Origin of the sequence: Bacteroides sedimenti, assembly GCF_040365225.1 — a bacterium.
GTDB lineage: Bacteria > Bacteroidota > Bacteroidia > Bacteroidales > Bacteroidaceae > Bacteroides > Bacteroides sedimenti.
Genome location: NZ_AP028055.1, coordinates 1,250,234 through 1,266,962 on the forward strand (window position 1 = coordinate 1,250,234; position 16,729 = coordinate 1,266,962).

At 39.5% G+C, this 16,729-nt stretch carries 15 protein-coding genes; 3 read left to right on the plus strand and 12 right to left on the minus strand.

Features of this window, described 5'->3' with window-relative positions; all coding sequences use genetic code 11:
* Positions 1-28: 28 nt before the first annotated feature.
* The 4 genes from lepA to ABWU87_RS05060 all read right to left on the minus strand — a co-directional run bounded on the left by lepA (position 29) and on the right by ABWU87_RS05060 (position 4,170).
* The gene (lepA, locus tag ABWU87_RS05045; protein WP_353333846.1) at positions 29-1,810 is read right to left on the minus strand and encodes a translation elongation factor 4; all 1,782 of its coding nucleotides are present in this window, start codon (positions 1,808-1,810) and stop codon (positions 29-31) included.
* Positions 1,811-1,930: 120 nt separating this feature from the next.
* On the minus strand, positions 1,931-2,131 hold the full coding sequence (locus ABWU87_RS05050; RefSeq protein WP_353333848.1) for a winged helix-turn-helix domain-containing protein: 201 nt from the start codon (positions 2,129-2,131) through the stop codon (positions 1,931-1,933).
* Between the two features lie 144 nt (positions 2,132-2,275).
* Positions 2,276-2,746, minus strand: coding sequence for a C-GCAxxG-C-C family protein (locus tag ABWU87_RS05055; protein WP_434533907.1), 471 nt, complete (start codon positions 2,744-2,746; stop codon positions 2,276-2,278).
* Between the two features lie 152 nt (positions 2,747-2,898).
* Positions 2,899-4,170 carry an Nramp family divalent metal transporter gene (locus ABWU87_RS05060; RefSeq protein WP_353333850.1) on the minus strand — a complete coding sequence of 424 codons (1,272 nt, stop codon included), beginning with the start codon at positions 4,168-4,170 and terminating at the stop codon, positions 2,899-2,901.
* Positions 4,171-4,277: 107 nt separating this feature from the next.
* On the opposite strand from ABWU87_RS05060, the gene ABWU87_RS05065 reads away from it, so the two are divergent.
* Complete coding sequence (locus tag ABWU87_RS05065; protein WP_353333852.1) at positions 4,278-4,670, plus strand: hypothetical protein; 393 nt, start codon at positions 4,278-4,280, stop codon at positions 4,668-4,670.
* Between the two features lie 90 nt (positions 4,671-4,760).
* Positions 4,761-5,690, plus strand: a complete 930-nt coding sequence (locus tag ABWU87_RS05070; RefSeq protein ID WP_353333854.1) for a DMT family transporter — start codon at positions 4,761-4,763, stop codon at positions 5,688-5,690.
* 196 nt (positions 5,691-5,886) lie between these two features.
* Here ABWU87_RS05070 and ABWU87_RS05075 read toward each other — a convergent pair whose 3' ends face one another.
* The 4 genes from ABWU87_RS05075 to dnaB form a co-directional block, all read right to left on the minus strand.
* A complete protein-coding gene (locus ABWU87_RS05075) occupies positions 5,887-6,129 on the minus strand; it encodes a TIGR03905 family TSCPD domain-containing protein (protein ID WP_353333856.1) in 243 nt (80 codons plus the stop codon).
* Positions 6,129-6,857: a YebC/PmpR family DNA-binding transcriptional regulator gene (locus ABWU87_RS05080; RefSeq protein WP_353333858.1), complete on the minus strand. Its 729-nt coding sequence runs from the start codon at positions 6,855-6,857 to the stop codon at positions 6,129-6,131. The genes ABWU87_RS05075 and ABWU87_RS05080 overlap by 1 nt, the downstream gene beginning before the upstream one ends.
* Positions 6,858-6,887: 30 nt before the next feature.
* Positions 6,888-9,347, minus strand: a complete 2,460-nt coding sequence (gene pheT / locus ABWU87_RS05085; RefSeq protein WP_353333860.1) for a phenylalanine--tRNA ligase subunit beta — start codon at positions 9,345-9,347, stop codon at positions 6,888-6,890.
* Between the two features lie 86 nt (positions 9,348-9,433).
* A complete protein-coding gene (gene dnaB, locus ABWU87_RS05090; protein WP_353333862.1) occupies positions 9,434-10,984 on the minus strand; it encodes a replicative DNA helicase in 1,551 nt (516 codons plus the stop codon).
* Between the two features lie 239 nt (positions 10,985-11,223).
* Here dnaB and ispE point away from each other — a divergent pair, with 239 nt between their 5' ends.
* On the plus strand, positions 11,224-12,045 hold the full coding sequence (gene ispE, locus ABWU87_RS05095) for a 4-(cytidine 5'-diphospho)-2-C-methyl-D-erythritol kinase (protein ID WP_353333864.1): 822 nt from the start codon (positions 11,224-11,226) through the stop codon (positions 12,043-12,045).
* Between the two features lie 258 nt (positions 12,046-12,303).
* Here the strand turns inward: ispE and ABWU87_RS05100 are convergent, their stop codons facing one another.
* The 4 genes from ABWU87_RS05100 to ABWU87_RS05115 form a co-directional block, all read right to left on the minus strand.
* Positions 12,304-13,824, minus strand: coding sequence for a carboxypeptidase-like regulatory domain-containing protein (locus ABWU87_RS05100; protein WP_353333866.1), 1,521 nt, complete (start codon positions 13,822-13,824; stop codon positions 12,304-12,306).
* 33 nt (positions 13,825-13,857) lie between these two features.
* Entirely contained in the window at positions 13,858-14,703 is an 846-nt protein-coding gene (locus ABWU87_RS05105) for a FecR family protein (protein WP_353333868.1), read from the minus strand.
* Positions 14,704-14,706: 3 nt separating this feature from the next.
* Positions 14,707-15,252, minus strand: coding sequence for an RNA polymerase sigma-70 factor (locus ABWU87_RS05110; protein ID WP_353333870.1), 546 nt, complete (start codon positions 15,250-15,252; stop codon positions 14,707-14,709).
* A 75-nt stretch (positions 15,253-15,327) separates the two neighbouring features.
* Complete coding sequence (locus tag ABWU87_RS05115; protein WP_353333872.1) at positions 15,328-16,572, minus strand: carboxypeptidase-like regulatory domain-containing protein; 1,245 nt, start codon at positions 16,570-16,572, stop codon at positions 15,328-15,330.
* Positions 16,573-16,729 lie beyond the last annotated feature (157 nt).

The window sequence follows — 16,729 nt, forward strand, 5'->3', positions numbered from 1 at the left end:
GCCCTGTTACGGGCTGAAAAATGTTATTTTAGTCTAATTTCAATACTGCGAGGAAAGCTTTCTGTGGTACTTCCACATTTCCAATCTGCTTCATTCGCTTCTTACCCTTCTTCTGTTTTTCCAGCAGTTTACGCTTACGGCTGATATCACCTCCATAACATTTGGCTGTTACATCCTTACGAACCGCCTTGATGGTTTCGCGCGAGATAATCTTTGCCCCGATAGCCGCCTGAATGGCAATATCAAACTGCTGTCTTGGAATGAGCTCCTTCAGTTTCTCGCACATCCGCTTACCTAAATCGTAGGCATTATCCACATGCGTCAGTGTAGAGAGAGCATCCACAGGCTCGCCGTTCAACAAGATATCAAGTTTAATAAGCTTCGAAGGACGAAAGCCAGACTGATGGTAGTCAAACGAAGCGTAACCTTTTGAAATACTTTTCAGCTTATCGTAGAAGTCGATCACAATTTCACCCAACGGCATATTATAATGCAGCTCCATTCGGTTTCCTGAGATATACTCCTGCTTTGTCAACTCACCACGTTTGCCTAGACAAAGAGTCATAATAGGACCTATATAATCGGATTTTGTAATTACCGATGCATTGATATAAGGCTCCTCAATGTGGTCAATCAATGTCGGGTCGGGCATACCTCCAGGGTTGTGCACCTCAGCCATATTACCCTGCTTATCGTAAATACGGTAAGAAACGTTCGGAACAGTAGTAATCACATTCATATCAAATTCGCGATCCAAACGTTCCTGCACAATCTCCATATGAAGCAGCCCCAAGAATCCACAACGGAATCCGAATCCCAGCGCCAAAGAACTTTCCGGCTGGAATGTAAGTGATGCATCGTTCAGCTGTAATTTTTCCAAAGATGAGCGAAGATCTTCAAAATCTTCCGCTTCGATAGGATAAACTCCTGCGAAAACCATTGGCTTAACCTCTTCGAATCCGGAGATGGCTTTTGTGCAAGGACGGGCAATGTGTGTGATGGTATCACCCACTTTCACCTCTTTAGAGGTTTTGATACCCGAAATAATATAACCTACGTCACCCGTACGAAGTTCGCTGCGGGGAGACATCTCCATTTTCAGAACTCCGATTTCATCAGCCTCATATTCTTTTCCTGTATTGAAGAATTTCACTTTATCACCTTTACGAATTACTCCGTTAGTTATTTTAAAATAGGCGATAATACCGCGGAAAGAGTTAAATACCGAGTCAAAGATCAATGCCTGTAAGGGTGCTTCTTCATCTCCTTTCGGACAAGGGATACGTTCGATGATAGCTTCCAAAATTTCCTCAACCCCCATTCCGGTCTTCCCCGAAGCTCGGATAATGGTCGATCTGTCCACACCCAGCAATTCGATGATTTCATCTTCTACCTCATCTGGCATGGCACTCGCCATATCACATTTATTGATTACGGGAATAATCTCCAGATTATGATCAATTGCCATGTAAAGATTAGAAATAGTCTGTGCCTGCACCCCTTGTGATGCATCAACAATCAGCAACGCTCCTTCACAAGCTGCGATTGAACGAGAAACTTCGTAAGAAAAGTCTACGTGTCCCGGAGTATCAATCAGGTTCAGAATATATTTTTCGCCTTTATACATGTATTCCATCTGGATGGCATGGCTCTTGATCGTAATGCCTCTCTCCTTTTCCAGATCCATGTCATCAAGCATCTGACCTCCTGTTACCTGAATTGTTTTGGTGAATTCAAGCAATCTGTCGGCCAAGGTGGATTTTCCGTGGTCTATATGCGCAATAATGCAAAAGTTACGAATATTCTTCATCAGTTTGTTTTATCATTAATTTAGTGCGCAAAGATACATAAATGAGAGAATAAAAAAAAATGCGTTGGCAACATAATGGAATGTACCAACGCATTTTTTATAGTTCTGTAGTTGCTTTTCTTACTTTAAGGCAATGAAAAGATCTCCTTCAACTTCTTTTATGGAAATCTTATCTTCTCTCAACAACCAACCTAACCCCAAAAACAGGTCTTTATCAATTAGTTTGGTTGCTTTTTTAACCTGTTTCACTGTTAAACCATTGGTCTCGTTTAATGCAGACCATATTTGTCCTGCAATATTTCCAGCTTTTTCTTTCAACATTTTGAAAATAGTTTTAGTTAAACATACTGAGAATTTTACAGAATTCATTTTGTTTCAGAATTCCTTGTTTACAAATATACATTTTTTAATGACATATTCTATCAATTTGCGACATATTTTAATAGAAATGTAATATTTTCAGTTTCACAATCCCTGTTTTCCTTTTTTTTCTAGATATTCTCCCCAGATTCTGGCAGCCATTTCCACAATTTTTGCGCACGGACGTTTGGCATAATATTGTCCTGTCCGCTCTTCAGGTACAGATTGAATGGAATCACATTTCTTCAGTCCTAACAATTCGCCACAGTTTAGCGAACCATTCTTTTCTCTAAATTCAGCTGCAAGTTCCTGTACCAGTTTATAATTAGCCGCTTTTCCGTCTTTATCTTTCGGGTCAGTAGTTCCGGTTTCTAAACCTGCTAAAAGAAACATACCGCAGGCAGCTCCGCATGTTTCCCTCATACGCCCAATTCCTCCTCCAAAAGAAGCAGCCATTTTCAGGGCTTGTTCTTCCGTAAAACCATACAAATCTGCATAAGCTGCCACCACAGCTTGCGAACAATTAAATCCGCTTTTAAAAAGCTCAACAGCTCTTTTGACTCTTTCTTCCAACATAATTTAAATAACTCATTTATATCTCTATAATTCTTTATATTTTAGTGTAATTCATCCAATATATCAACATTCCTTTATACGAAAAAATTGAAAATAAAACATTATATCCATTATTTATTTACTTAACAGGTAAATTTTAGAACAGTTTGGATTTAATAATTCTCCACAAAGGCAGTCAGAAGAAGCATTATATTCAACGAAGATACTATGGCCGCAATAGAATAAAGCACAAAAGTATTCCATTTTCCATTTGCATATTTTCCCATGACTTTTGATGAAGAAGTTAAGGCCACCTGCAGAAAAACAGTAAAAGGTAGCTGTATACTAAGCACCATTTGCGAAATAAGTAATCCTTTGAAAGGATTGCCAATAAAGAAGATAATCAGTAACGCAATACCCAATGAAATAATAACCCCCAACCGCGAATGATTATCGCTTATGTTGTACGGCTCTCCAAACATTCCTGCAAAAATTGATCCTGCAGCCATTCCGCTTGTAATGGTTGATGAAATGCCTGCCATCAGCAAAGCCAGGGCGAAAATGATAGCCGCATTGCTTCCCAACAGAGGTTCCAACAGCGACTTTGCCTGCTGAAGTTCGGTAACCTGAGCTCCCGACTTATAAAAAGTTGTAGCCGCCAGTAAAATCATGGCACTGTTGATTGCCCATCCCACTAACATTGAGAAAAGAGTATCGAACTGTTCGTATTTAAGCACTCTTCGGATTGAGGCGTCATCTTGTTTATTGTACTCATGGCTCTGAATCACTTCTGAATGCAGGAAAAGATTATGAGGCATCACTACTGCTCCCAGCACACTCATTATAATCAGCATGCTTCCTTCCGGAAAGCTTGGGGTAACCCACCCTTTGACCGCCATGGGCCACTCTATGTTCACTAAAAACAGTTCATATATAAATGAAAGACCAATAACTGATACAAATGCAATGATAGAGCGTTCTATCTTCTTGTACGTATTGGTAAGCAACATGATAAACACAAAAGCCGTGACTAGGACTGAACCCAAGATAATCGGGACATTAAACAACATGCTAAGAGCAATGGCTCCCCCAAGAATCTCGGCCAACGAAGTAGATATTGAAGCCAAGACTGCGGTTGCAAGAATTGGACGCGAAACCCATTTGGGTGTATAGAGGGTTGCTGCTTCCGAAAGACAAAGACCGGTTACAATGCCCAGGTGAGCCACATTGTGCTGAAGCACTATCAACATAATTGTAGAGAGTGTAACCACCCACAATAATGAGTAGCCGAAACCTGAACCAGCTGCAAAGTTGGAAGCCCAGTTTCCCGGATCGATAAATCCGACTGTTACCAACAATCCGGGACCAATATATTTCAGAACATCTAACCCACCCAGATAACGCTTATGGTCTTTTCGCTTTAAGTCTTTAAAGAAGTTAATCATATCTGTTTTACTATGTGTTCGTACAAATATAGGCAATTAAAACATGTCATACGCTTGTTATGTTCAAAATTATCGTTTATATTCGTAGAAAAATAGGACTTACTTAAATGAGAAAGATTAAATTTATTGTTGTCGGATTATTTACTACTCTGGTATCTTGTCAGCAGCCAAAGGAAAAAACGTTTGAACATCTAGCTGAAAAATATACAGCCAAATGCCCTATCATACTTGGAGAAGGAACTAGGATAGACAGTATGAAATATGATTCTAAAACAAATACCAATACCAATTTTTACACCTTAACTGGGACAATCGATAATCCTGATTCTATTCAAAAAAAGAGGGCGGATATAGAAGTTTCTATGATAGCCGCAGTTAAAAATTCAATTGAACTGAAAGAATACAAAGATTTCAATACCACCATTGAATACATCTACTTTTCAGAAACAACAAAAAAGGAGCTTTTCCGAATAGCTATCGGTCCAGATTTATATAAATAGGTTTCGAACAATCCTTCATCAAGGCTTTTGAAATAAGTGCAACGATACTATCATTTTTTATTGTAACTTTGCGCCCAAATATTTTTAAAGATGCAATATTTTGGTGAAGTACTCTCTTTAAGCGTAGCAATCTCTTGGACCGCTACTGCTCTTTTTGCAGAAGTAGCTTGTAAACGGATTGGCTCATTGCAGCTAAATATTATTCGTATGGTTCTCTCCTTGCTCATGCTGGGTGCAACTTTGTGGTGGTTTACAGGAGCTCCATACCCTAGGTACGCCGATTTAAACACATGGCTTTGGTTATCACTTTCAGGCTTTGTAGGTTATGTGCTTGGTGATTTCTGTTTATTCAACTCTTATGTTTTAATTGGTTCCCGGTTTGGTCAACTATTTATGACGTTGGCTCCACTTGCTGCCGCTATATCTGGTTGGATAATATTGGGTGAGAATCTTTCATTGAATGCATTAGTAGGTATGGTTGTAACCCTGACAGGTATTGGTTTGTCGGTTTTGGGAAAAGGAACCAAGCATAAGATCGGATTAAAACTACCGTTGAAGGGTGTTTTGTTTGGCATTGGCGCAGGTGTAGGACAAGGTGTAGGATTAGTACTGAGTAAGGTTGGAATGAATTATTATAAGATGGCTGTACCTGCAAATGTAATTGATTTCTCGAACTTGATGCCTTTTGCTTCAACTTATATTCGGGCTATAACAGGAACACTCGGCTATTTAACAGTTATGTGGTATCGAAAACAATTTCATACAATACCTAGGGTTATTCATGACGGGAAAGGAATGAATGCCGCATTGTGGGCCACAATATTTGGACCTTTTGTAGGTGTATCACTTTCTCTTATGGCAGTGCAGCACACTGAAGCGGGCATTGCCTCTACATTGATGGCGCTTACCCCGATATTTATAATAATACCTTCTCATCTGTTATTCAAGCAAAAAATTACGTTAAAAGAGATTGTTGGAGCCATTATAAGTGTTATTGGAGTCTCTTTATTCTTCATTTGAATCACTTACCAAGGCCAGAAATAGTTTGCACCATATAGGCTAAAATATAGGAGCTATCCGAAAGTAGAATCAGAAGTCTGAAAAATTGAATATTTGAAAACAATTTCATATAGAGGAATCAAGAATAAGGAATAAAAAAAGGGTTGTCCCGGTTTATTGGACAACCCCCTGTATTATTCGCTTATAAAAAATCAGATTATTCTACCTGCCGCAAGGCTTGACACAATTGGTCCGGACAAGAGGTGGGGCGCCCGCCGCATGATATCCCTTCCAGTTTGGAAATAACCACTTCGACCGGCATTCCTTTTACCAACTCACAGATTCCTTTCAAATTGCCATTGCAACCTCCCTGGAAAGCTACATCCTTTAAGATGCCATTTTCCACCTCAACGGAAATATAGGAGCTACAGGTACCTGATGTTTTGTAGACACTTTTCATTATTCCTCTTCCTCAGCCGGCTTCATGTTGGTGTATACATTCTGAACATCCTCATCGTCTTCCATCTTGTCAACCAGCTTATCGATGGCAGCACGCTGCTCTGGAGTCACATCTTTCAATTCGGTTGGGATGCGAGTAAATTCAGAACTCAGAATTTCAAAGCCATTCTCTTCAAGATATTTCTGGATAGCATTAAAAGATTGGAATTCACCGTACAATGTGATACCTTCTTCATCTGCTTCCAGTTCATCAACACCGTAATCAATCAGTTCAAGCTCAAGATCTTCAAGAGAAACCCCCTCTTTAGGAGCAATCGTAAACATGGACTTACGAGTAAACATAAAGTCCAAACTGCCTGAAGTACCCAATGAACCTCCGTTCTTATTGAAGACACTACGTACATTTGCTACTGTACGAGTTGTATTATCAGTCGCAGTTTCAACTAAGATTGCGATACCAAATGGGCCGTATCCCTCGTATACCATTTCCTTGTAATCTTCGGTATCCTTAGAGATAGCTCTTTTGATGGCTCTTTCAACATTTTCTTTCGGCATGTTGGCTGCCTTCGCGTTAGCAATGCATGAACGCAAATGAGGGTTGTTTTCAGCATCAGCACCGCCAGCCTTAACGGCAATAACGATTTGCTTACCGATTCTCGTAAAAGTACGAGCCATGTTCCCCCATCTCTTCATCTTGGTAGCTTTTCTATATTCGAACGCTCTTCCCATTTTATTTATGTATTTATTTGGTTTATATAATTATCTGAGTTTCGCACCCAGCTTATTTTCCAGATTAGCAATCAGCTTGCTCATTACTTTATCAATCTGCTTGTCATTCAAAGTCTGTGTTTCATCCTGAAGCAGGAAGCTTACAGCATACGATTTCTTTCCAGCTTCCAGATTCTTGCCTTCGTAAACATCAAATAAGGAAACTGATTTTAATAATTTGCGTTCAGTCTCGAATGCAAGTTTTTCAATTTCTGCAAACTGAATCTGTTTATCAATAAGCAACGCAAGGTCTCTCTTCACTGCAGGGAATTTAGAAATCTCGGTATAAGAAACCTTCACTGACTTAATGGCCTTCATCAGCTCATCCCAGTTAAGGTCGGCATAGTACACCTCAGAATCAATATCAAATGCTTTCAGCTGTTTTCTTGATACCACACCAAATGCAGCCAATCGTTTACCACCTTTGGTATTAACAGTCAATGCTGCCGCAAATATATCATCGCTTAGGTTGCCAACAACAAACTTACGAAGATCCAATCCCATGCGTAGGAAAATATTCTCTACATAAGCCTTTAATTCATATACCGAACTCTGCTCGTCAGTGTGTGCCCATGAGTTGGCTACCTTCTTACCGGTGAGCCACATTCCCAGATGGTAATCTTCATTATAAGCAGCAAGAACCTTTTCCGGATTCTTTTTCTCTTCGTTGAAGTAATAGCAGTTTCCGAATTCGAAGAATTTCAGATCTGTACTCTTACGATTAACGTTGTGAGCAATGCTTTCCAGACCAGCAAACAAAAGAGTTTGACGCATACAGTTCAAGTCATTGCTCAACGGATTCATCAGCATCACCAGGTTATCTGCCGGGAAAGCTTCCGAACCTTCATAATAGGCCGATTTTGTAAGCGAATTGTTCAGAATTTCATTGAATCCGCAACCTACCAACTGTTCAGATATAAGGCTCTGAAGCTTGTAAGATTTATCTGCTTCTCCTTTGGTTGTAAGGCTTGATTTCAACGTAGAAGGAATTTCCACATTGTTGTAACCGTAGATCCGAAGGATATCTTCAATCACATCCACATCACGAATTACATCCACACGGTAAGGAGGAACGGCCAGAGACAAGCCCTCGGCAGTTTCGCTTGTGATTTCCATTTCCAGACTGCCAATTATACTCTTGACTGTCTCAACCGGAATCTCTTTACCTATAAGTGTATTTATCTTATTATATGTAATATCTACATTAAATTTACTGAATGGAACAGGATATACATCTTTCACCTCGGAAGAAATAGTTCCTCCAGCTAGTTCCTGTATCAGTAGTGCTGCATGTTTCAGCACATAATCTGTATTCAGTGGGTCGATTCCACGTTCAAAACGGAATGATGCATCAGTGTTCAGGCCGTGACGACGTGCTGTTTTACGAACCCAGGTTGGATGAAAATAAGCGCTTTCCAGAAAAACATTCACTGTTTTTTCAGTTACTCCAGAATCCAGGCCACCAAATACACCGGCAATGCACATTGGACCGTTTTCGTTGCAAATCATCAGATCGCGTTCGCTCAGCTTTCTTTCCACACCATCCAGTGTTGTGAAAGGAGTGCCTTCGGGCATAGTTTTTACAATCACCTTCTTGCCTACTACATTAGCGTCGAAGCAGTGAAGAGGTTGTCCTAGTTCGTGAACAATATAGTTTGTAATATCCACAATATTATTAATTGGGCGAACACCGATGGCTTTCAGCTTGTTTTGCAACCATTCAGGGCTTTCCTTTACAGCAATGCCTTTAATGGAAACGCCAGCATAACGCGGACAAGCTTCATTATTTTCTACAATCACTTCGATATCCAGTTCATAATTATCCACCTTAAACGCCTCAACCGAAGGTTTCTGGAGTTGTGCATTGTAACCGTTTTGTAAAAGATAAGCGTATAGGTCACGAGCTACCCCGAAATGTGAACAGGCATCCGCACGGTTGGGAGTAATATCTACTTCAAGCACGTAATCGCTCTTCACATTGTAGTAATCCTTTGCAAGTGTACCTGGAACAGCATCAGCCGGAAGAACAATGATTCCTGCATGGTCGGTGCCAATACCTATTTCATCTTCCGCACAAATCATTCCTGTAGATTCAACTCCACGGATTTTTGATTTCTTAATGGTAAAACACTCATCACCGTCATAAAGCTTTGCTCCCAGTGTAGCAACCACCACTTTCTGTCCGGCAGCTACATTAGGTGCACCGCAAACAATCTGAGTTGGTTCACCATTTCCTAAATTTACAGTAGTAATGTGCAGGTGGTCTGAATTTGGATGTTCAACGCAGGTCAGCACTTCACCGATAACCAATCCTTCGAGGCCTCCTTTTATTGTTTGAACCTCTTCCACTCCACCAGTTTCAAGGCCAATGGACGTAAGTGCTGCAGCTACTTCATCGGGTGTTAAATCGAAATTGACATACTCTTTCAGCCAATTATAAGAGATATTCATATCATTAAATTTTTTGTTTTTGCAAAATCGACTTGCAAAGGTAATAAGTTTTTTTTATTCTATTTGTTATATATCAGGAAAAAGCATTAGAACGGTAAAGGACCGTCATTACTGTAATTTCCAAATGGATTTGCAACCTGCGATGGATATTCATCAGGCGGAGGAGGCACAGAGCCATAAGATGGAGCGTTTAGTTTTGATCCTACCACACCGCTCTCGCCGGGCATCGGAATAATAGTATCATCGTCCGGATTCTGGAATTTAGCAAATTCGCCCTTGAATCGCAACAACACATCACCTGTTGCACCGTTACGGTGTTTTGCGATTATAATCTCTGCCATACCACGCAAATCGTTACCTTTCTCATCAGTATAGATTTTATAGTATTCAGGACGGTGAATAAAACAAACCATATCGGCATCCTGCTCAATGGCACCAGACTCACGGAGGTCTGCCAACTGTGGGCGCTTTCCTTCAACCCCTTCACGATTCTCCACTCCACGATTCAACTGTGACAAGGCAATGATTGGAATGTTCAGTTCTTTGGCAAGTCCTTTCAGCGAACGTGAAATGGTACTAACCTCTTCCTGACGGCTGCCGAAAGACATACCGCTTGCATTCATCAACTGAAGGTAGTCGATAATAATCAGTTTCACACCATGCTCACGCACTAACCGACGTGCTTTTGTTCTTAATTCGAAAACGGAAAGAGAAGGAGTATCATCCACAAACAAAGGAGCATCAATCAGGTCCTTCAGCTTATAGTCCAACTGCTGCCATTCATACGGAGCAAGCTGACCGCTCTTAATCTTTTCACCAGGAATCTCGCACACATTCACAATCAGACGGTTTACCAGCTGAACGTTACTCATTTCAAGAGAGAACAGCGCTACCGGGTTTTTGAAGTTTACCGCAATATTCCTTGCCATTGAAAGAACGAACGCTGTTTTTCCCATCGCCGGACGAGCAGCAATAATCACCAAGTCGGAGTTCTGCCAACCCGATGTCATCTTGTCGAGCCCATGGAAACCACTCTCCAGACCACTCAAACCATCTGTCCTGGCCGCAGCTTTCTGCAACAATTCGTAGGCTTCCGAAATAATCGGATTAATTTGTGTATAATCTTTCTTCAGATTCCGTTGAGAGATTTCAAATAACCTGCCTTCGGCCTCCTGCATCAAATCATCCACATCGAGTGTTTCATCGAACGATTTGGTCTGGATTTCACTGGTAAATGAAATAAGCTCACGAGCCAGATACTTCTGTGCAATGATACGAGCGTGGTATTCAATGTGAGCGGAAGAAGCAACCTGGCTACTTAGTTTGGTAATGTAATAAGGGCCTCCCACATCATCGAGTTCACCGCGTTTTTTTAACTGTTCGGTTACTGTTAGAATATCGATGGGCTCCTGACGGACTGCCAAATCGGTAATGGCCGAATAAATCATCTGATGATGACGGTCATAAAACGATTCGGGACGAAGGATTTCGCTAATCTGTGGATAGGCATCTTTCTCAAGCATCAATGCACCCAGCACAGCCTCCTCAAACTCACGTGCCTGCGGTTGCAAACGGCCGTAATCGACTATTGGCTGAACCTTAGACTTTGTACTTCGCGTTGTTCTTTTCTGTTCCATATCTATTCTAAACATTTTGGGGACACAAAGATAAAGTTTTTAATGCAGAGGAGAAAGAATCTAAAGGTTTTTATACAACAGATTTTCCTTTTTAAAATAGGCCGAAACTCTATAAAGATTCTTATCAGACTATAAAACCCGGACCAAGAGAGATATATTCTGATACAGATTTTCGGTATCCTGTACGTCATTGTTATTATTTTCATATACATTTGCATATTCAAATAAACAGAAAAAGAATGATTACATTTCCCAATGCCAAAATAAACCTCGGTCTCAACATTACAGAAAAACGTCCTGACGGTTATCACAACCTGGAAACCGTTTTTTATCCGGTACCAATTGAAGATGCCCTCGAAGTGGTACCTCTGAAGGGTAGAGAAAAGGAATTTGAATTACATGTATTGGGAACTCCAATAGCCGGAAACCCTGAAGATAATTTAGTGGTAAAGGCATATCGTTTACTGAAGGGACGATTCTCACTCCCCCCGGTTGATATCTACCTCCAAAAACAAATCCCTTCAGGTGCCGGGATGGGTGGTGGCTCGGCCGACGGTTCATTTATGCTGAAGTTGCTAAATGAACAGTTTTCACTTGAGTTGACGGACGAAGAGCTGGAAGCCTACGCAGCACATCTGGGTGCCGACTGTCCATTCTTTATTAAGAATCAGCCAACATTTGCGACTGGAACAGGAAATATTTTTCAGCCTATAAACATCACGTTGAAAGGATTATATATCCTTGTAGTTAAACCAGATATTTTCGTCTCAACCCGTGATGCATTTTCAATTATCACTCCCGCTTATCCAGTAAAAAGTATCACCGATATTATCCAGTCACCATTGGAAGAATGGAAAGATTGTCTGGTAAATGACTTTGAGAAAAGCGTATTTGCACAGCATCCTGAGATTGGAGATATCAAGAAAAAGCTGTACGAAGCGGGAGCCATATACGCTTCCATGTCTGGTTCAGGCTCTGCGTTGTTCGGGCTATTCAATACTCCGGTCAGTCATCCAGAACTGTTATTCTCCGATTGCTTTATCTGGCAGGGAGAATTGTAAATTCAGAAAAAGGATATACCGCTCAACAGACCTTTCTTTTGTTTTTCAAACATTATTCTTTGGAACAATAAACAATCAATTTAATTGTGTTGACGAAGATATCAGCATATAATCCCCGAAATTGTCCAAGTCAGACAGCTGTTACAATTCATGCAACCGATAAATACATCTTTATCAATCAGATTCAAATGATCTTGTATTTTGATACAAACGCATACACAAATGGATGAAACAAATTTCCAGCAAACAAAAAATAAGTCATTCAACCGATTCTTCGATTTTTGAGGCAATCCGTGAAAGGTTTTTACTAATATTCTCTTCGGGAAGAATCACATTGAAATCTCCCCAGAATTGATTATCGTAAACAAACCGCTCTTCTGAAAAAATCTTTTTTACCGGAAGTCTCTCATCCTTTGGGAAAGGCTGCACATGAATGGTATCTACTTTACAGGTAACCATTTCAAAGAAAAGATGCGTGGGAGTGTAAAACAGCTGTCGCTTCTCTTTCATTTTAAAAAACAAGTCACCCCTTACATGACTGATGTAATACTTTCCGTTCAGTTCTTTATAGGTAATAGAATAAATAATTTGTTGAGGATGAACATTCACATTTTTTCCTCGCTTAACAACGAAAAGTTCCTCAGCCTTATCAATATACTGAGGATGTACCTCAAGTTGGGCACAAAGTAGTGCTGAGTTCTCTGCATCAATATATAGTTTCCCACGAAAACAAGGTTCTGTAATTTCTTTACGTTGTTCGAAAGAGATGACATGCGCCATGCGGGAATCAATTTCTGTCATGTCAATTTTGGTATAATCGTATATATTTCTCTCGTTAATCTCAAGAAAATCGGGGATATTTCTCATAAGGTCCAGCATTAATGACCCCTCCACTCCTGCTTTCATCCGTAGGATCAACGAATCTTTCACTGCATCACTCGTAATCTTGCGCATTTTCAGCAGCTTTACCTGATCGGATGAAAACGAACTACTATAGCTTTGCTTGTATATTTTAAACACAGCTTCGGTAAGACGCAAAATTTCTTTTTTTCGTTCTACTCCTTCCCGGTAAAAAGTGGTGAGATAGGACGGCTTATCCAGATAATTTCTGTTGCGCGCCTCGAGTACCTCCTTCACAATCTTTGCAGGATTCACCAGACGAAAAATAACCTCCTGTAGCGGAACAATTCGCGGGTTTAGATAAACATCGATTGGAGTTCCCTCTATGAATGCCACAGGTATAAGGTGAGACTCATACCCAATATGAGACACATGCAGCCGACGCGAAAAGAGAGAATCGGGTACCCTGAGAACAAACTTACCATTGTTATTGGTGATAGTACCCAATGTAGTACCTTCAAGGTTTACGGAACAATATGGAACCGGTTCTTTAGTAAGCCTTTCCATTACACTTCCCGATATCTCGATGTAAGCTGCTGAATCTTTTGATTTTGAAATTGTACTCCTATACTTGGTTTGTGAAGGCGTCTCAATATTAGTAATCAGAATGTAACGATCTACCGTTCTCAGACAGTAATTTTTGCTCTGAAGCACCTGATAAATTGCATCGCGTATGGAGTATGTCCCAGCCTGTAGCCTCGATTTCTTATCATTATCAACAACCTTGCTGTCGTAAATGAAATAGTAACCAGAAATATTACCAATGTAATTAAGTAACTCGTATATTTTGTTTTTTTGCTTCTGAACTTGTATCGATTTACATAAAGGATCATCGTCATTTCCCGACCATACAGGAGAACTAACAATACATATTAACATAAACAACAAGCATATACGTTTCATAGGCTTAATTTATGGTTGTGAAATATGGATAGTATCCTGACGGACTACACGTTTAAGATTCAGTGCCAAAGTGATAATATTTGTCATTTCATTGATGTTGTTATTGTAAAAACGAACATTCAGTTTTGCTCTCTTCAGGTTTTCGCCATGAATTACAACAACTGAATCATTATTTTGATTAATAACTTTTACAATATTTTCAAGCATCTCATCTTTAAATCGCATTCTATCGGCATAGTGTTCAAAAATATTTTGGTCTTTTATTGGTCTTTTCATCAAATGATTCCCGTTGAATGAGACAAATTCTCCTGCTACTACCTCAAGCCAGTTCCCTCCATTCTTTTCTGTTACCCGCACCTTGCCTCGTTCAACTGATAGTTCAAAAGCTCCATTGGCAGAAGAATTTACTTTAAAAGCTGTACCTAGTACTTTCACTTTCACTTTCTCTGTTTCTATCACAAACGGTTTTTCTGGATTACGAGCAACATCAAACAAAGCTTCCCCTTTTAGTGACACCTCTCTCTCCTTTGAAGTAAAGTTCTTCGGATAACTTAGAGTAGCATCCGAGGCTAAATAGATAGTTGAACCATCATCAAGTATCTTCACCAGAACATTGTCACTATCAGTATTCTGGAGTGTCAACATCTCTCCAACATCCCTTTTTGAATAATAGTGATTTAGGAAAAAGAATGCAGCACAAAACAATACAGCAACACTCGCGGCAACCCAATAAAACGGGATATTTGTTTTATGTTTTGTTCCTCTAGCAACGTCCTTATCCAGCAGATGATCTTTTTCAAGTTTTGAGTAGAGAGCGTTCCATGCTAGCTCAGTATTTGGTTCTTTTCTATACATACCTCATTGATTAAAATGTTTCAACTCTTTACGCAGCAATACCAAGACTTTGCTGATGTCTGCTTCCACAGTTTTTACCGAGACCGAAAGTTCAGTTGCAATTTCACTGTATTTCTTTCCACCAAAACGATTCATGCAAAAAATCTTTCGTTGTCTTTCTGGTAATTGCTGAAGTAAAGATGCTAATTTGCTTTCCAATTCTTTGTACTCCAAATGCTCTTCAGGTGATTCGTTTCTAACTTCAGGAATATCCTGAAAGGCTTTCTCACAGTAAGATTCCATCACTTGAAGATGCTTCAGATAATTAAAAACTTTATTCTGAACAGACTTATACAGGTAAGATTTTACAGATAGTCTGATCTGTAATTCCGCCTTTTCTTTCCAGAACAGATAGAACAGATTCTGAACAATCTCTTCAGCACTGTCCATATCGTTCAGGAAAGAATCCGCGTAATAGCAAAGTGGCTTATAATACGTCCGGAACAGATTCTCAAAAGCCTGAACATCGCCATTTTTAATTCTAGTAAGGAGAAGCAAATCATTTAGCATATGCCTAATTCCCGTTGAGTTAACTTCTTGTATTTTCGAAGACTCAAATATACAATACTTTTTCTTTTGATAAGATTATTTATATTGTTTTTTCAGCTTATTCAATCCATCCAGCAAAGACTCTGTAGGTGCAATTATGTTATAATCTCCCCAGAAGTTTTCGTCAGTAAAATTAGAAACTTTGTCTTCAAATAATTGATCATATTTGAAAGATTCCTTGTATGGAATATATTCTTTAGGACTATCATCTCTTTCAGTTGCGACCACCTCAGAAACTATTGAATATTTGCTGGAGAAGAGTCGCTTCTTCCAGTCGCATTTAAATTGAGACAGCGTACGCATATAATTCATGTAGCTGACGCCGTTTTGTTGCTTGTAGTTTATAACAAAGCTTACTTCTGAAGGTTTAAAATGAAGTCCGGCCGGTTTTCTTATTAATATTTGATTTATGGCCTTATCTCTATCACTCAAATCGAGACTAAATTCAATGCGAGTAAAGGTCAGAGTCTGTTCATCGATGTAGTATTTACCATAATAAAGTGCATAAGGCAATACAACCGCCGGACGAAAACTGATAACATATTGCGGACGATTATTAAGATTCACCGATTCTTCCATTGTATAATCATATGCAGAAAGCATTTCTTTATCCAGCAAAATATCCTTATTCTTAACAATATCAAGTAAAACAGCCATATAGGGCCCACCCATCAGTTTAACGGCAAGTGTATCCTTTAAATTCTGACTTATCAACTTACGACCTTTATATATACGTACGCGATCTCGGTCAATCCCCTTAGAATAAGGTTCTTTGTAGAGATTTAAAATAGCTTCTGAAACCTGAATATAACGTTTCCCTTTCTGAACTGTTTCTCTATAAAAACAGGTAAACATATTATTCGACTGGCTATAGTTAGTCTCAATCTTGCTCACAGCTTGATCAACAATTGAACGTGCAAATCCGGGACGAACCACTACCTCTTTCAGTAAGTAGGCATTTGGATTAAGGTAATAAGTTTTAGTTTCTTCTGAACGATCAATGGGAATACGGGAGCTGAGATACCCTACATGTGAAATTTCAATTTCTGTAGCAGTAGAAGAGACCTTTACTTTCAGCGAGAACTCACCATCAGCATTAGAGACTGTAGTGATAGTGCTTCCAGGAATAGTTACTGTTGCATATTCAAGTTTCTTTTTTGAATGAGAATCTTTCACAACTCCATTAATTGTGAAAAACTCAGCAGCAACTGCTTCACTCTGAAGATTTACCAGAAACATCAGCAGAAGCATGCAGATGAGGTTTTTTAATAGTGCTTTCATAATTTAACTTTTTAGGTATTACCAATTTGAATTACCACTTTCTATATATATGACCACTCAGAAACAAAATACCCTATAATAAACTTACACTATATAAAAAAAAAGACGGTGCTCACGACTCACGTCGATGCACCGCCACAACACAAACACAAAATAA